Annotated in this window: 2 protein-coding genes; both read right to left on the bottom strand. The window is 57.9% G+C overall.

What is annotated here, in order from left to right; all coding sequences use genetic code 11:
• Positions 1–61 precede the first annotated feature (61 nt).
• Positions 62–802 carry an IS21-like element helper ATPase IstB gene (gene istB / locus Q675_RS31275; protein ID WP_011783606.1) on the bottom strand — a complete coding sequence of 247 codons (741 nt, stop codon included), beginning with the start codon at positions 800–802 and terminating at the stop codon, positions 62–64.
• Complete coding sequence (istA, locus tag Q675_RS31270; RefSeq protein WP_023011525.1) at positions 789–2,294, bottom strand: IS21 family transposase; 1,506 nt, start codon at positions 2,292–2,294, stop codon at positions 789–791. The genes istB and istA overlap by 14 nt, the downstream gene beginning before the upstream one ends.
• Positions 2,295–2,430 lie beyond the last annotated feature (136 nt).

The raw sequence follows: 2,430 nt of genomic DNA, 5'->3' as shown, positions 1-2,430 counted from the left end.
TGTCAATGGCCATTTATTTTGACCCACCTTTGGCCAATAAAATTGACCCACCTTTCATAGTCTAGCTTGTTGTCTTCTGCTTTAGCCGATAGCTTTCTCCTCCCAACATAAAGATGTGTGAATGGTGGATAACCCGGTCAATGATCGGCACCGCCACGTTGTCGTCGTGGAAGAACTCGCCCCAGCTGGTGAAGTCCTTATTGGTGGTCAGGATGATTGAACGGTATTCGTATAGGCTGTTGATCAACTGGAACAGGTTGTATCGGGCCTGCCGGGTCATCGGTAGATAGCCCAGTTCATCAATGATCAGCAGGTCGTACTTGGCCAGTTGGCTGACCCGCTTTTTCAACTCACCCTTCATCTCGGCCAGCTCTAGTTCTTCCACCAGATCGAGAGCGTTGCGGAACAGTACCCGGTAGCCGGCCTCCACAGCTTTGTGGCCAATGCCGATGGCCAGGTGGGTCTTGCCTACACCGGGCGGGCCGATGAACACCAGGTTGTTTCGCTCGTCGATGAACTGGAAGTCCAGCAAGGCATTGACCTGGCGTTTGGTAATGGTGGTCTGGTGCCGGTAGTCGAAGCCCTCCAGGCGCTTCTCCGCTGGGAACGCAGCCATTTTCCGGTTCCGGCGGATGCGTTTGTCCTGGCGCTGGGTCAGTTCGTGCTCGGCAAGCCGGTCCGCGAAGCTGAGATAGGACATCTCGTTGGCTTCAGCCTCGGCCAGCAGGTTGGTCAGTTCGTCGGCGGCCGCGCTCAGGCGCAGGCTGCGGTAACGGGCCTCGGTCTGTTCAAGCTGGCTCATGGGTCACCCCCTGGCCACTGGAGCGGCCAATATGGCGGTAAGCGCTCAGATCCAGTGTTTCTTTTGGTTCCGATAGCGGTTCCGGCTGTCGCTCCCGGAGAACGGCGGCCTGGGCTGCTTCCAGATAACTTTGCAGCCGTGTCGCGGTCATGCCGGGACGCTCTGCCAGCGTCGTAATTAATGCCGGATCCACGGGCGCATGGCGCTTGAGCAGGTCACGGGCAGCCACCAGCTGGTCCTTGTAGATCTTGGGCTCGGAACGCTTGAGCTGTTGGCACAACCGTGGCCCGATGTCACTGCCGATCAGGTCGTTGATCTTACCCTCAAGGGCGGCCACCCGCTGGGCATGATCCCGGTAGTGGTGGGTGTTCTTGATCACCTTGCCTTTATCGGCACACAGAGCATGGCTGGCAATGACTTCCCCTGTGTTCAGGTCGCTGATGTGGAGTTGGCCGCCGGACTCCAGAACGCCCACCCGGGCCTGTTGCCAGGCCATGGGCACAGAGTACTTGTTGGCCTTCCAGGCGATCAGGCCGGTCTTGTCGGCTCGACGTGTCTCGTGGGCCACAGATTGCACGCAAGCTGGTGACAGGTAAGCCTCCAGGTGTTCTCGCTCATCCCGTTCGAAGCGTTCCCGGGGTGGCTCTCCGGTGGTGCCGTGGATGCGGACATTGGCTACGCTCTCAAGCCAGTCCTGCACGTGCTGGCGCACGTGCTCCTGGTCCCGGAAGACCTCACCGTAAAGGCAATCCTGCTTGACGTACTTCACGCCAGCTTCCACCTTGCCCTTGCTCTCCGGGTCATAACCTTCGCAGGCATGGATCCGGAACCCGGCCGTGGTGGCATACTCGTGGAACCGTTGGTTGAGGGTCAGCTCCCGGTACTGTTCGTTGATGACCACCAGCTTGGTCTGATCGTAGACGCATTCCTCCGGCAGGCCACCGAAGTAACGCAGGGCTTCGTTATGGAGTTGGATAAAGGTCTGGGTATCCAGTGGGCGGAAGGCCAGACCCACGTACATCAACCGCGAGTAGGACAGCACGAACACCACGAAGTGCAGCGTGCGCTCTTCGCCACCAATCAGCACGCCGCGCAACTCACCCGGGTCCACCTGACACTGAACACCCGGCACATCGTCCAGAATGGGTTCGTAATAGCGCATCTGGGCTGAGGCCACTTCCCCCTTGAGCGTTCGCACATAGCGGCGAATGGAACGATCCGAAGCTGGCAACTCACCAACCTTCGCTTGCAGCTTGCGGGCAATTTTGACGGCGCTGAGCTTGGGGAATTCTTTGAGAAGATGAATCAGATAATCCCGGTGATCATCGAGGCGCTTGGTGCGTGAGGGATCTTCTATCTGTTCCGAAATCGCGTTCTCATCCATCCGCAGATACTTGCGAACGGTATTGCGGGACAACCCCAGTTCCTGACTGATGGCGCGGATCGACAACCCTTTGCCGTTATCGTGCAGTGCCTTGATCTTGTGTATCACAACCCACTCCTTCACTGACATGCCCCCGGCCATCGATAAAAGCTGGGGACAGTAGCTGGTTCTGTGGCCTGACGGCCACTCGGAGGTGGGTCAAAATTAATGGCCAGTAGTGGGTCATTTTAATTGGCCATTAACA

This window comes from Marinobacter sp. EN3 (genome assembly GCF_000475315.1).
GTDB lineage: Bacteria > Pseudomonadota > Gammaproteobacteria > Pseudomonadales > Oleiphilaceae > Marinobacter > Marinobacter nauticus.
The sequence above is the reverse complement of the archived record's forward strand: the minus strand, read 5'-3'. Positions and strand labels throughout refer to the sequence as shown.

Excerpts from the sequence above, each read along its gene's own strand:
- istB (WP_011783606.1), bottom strand. The coding sequence starts at position 802 with ATGAGCCAGCTTGAACAGACCGAGGCCCGTTACCGCAGCCTGCGCCTG.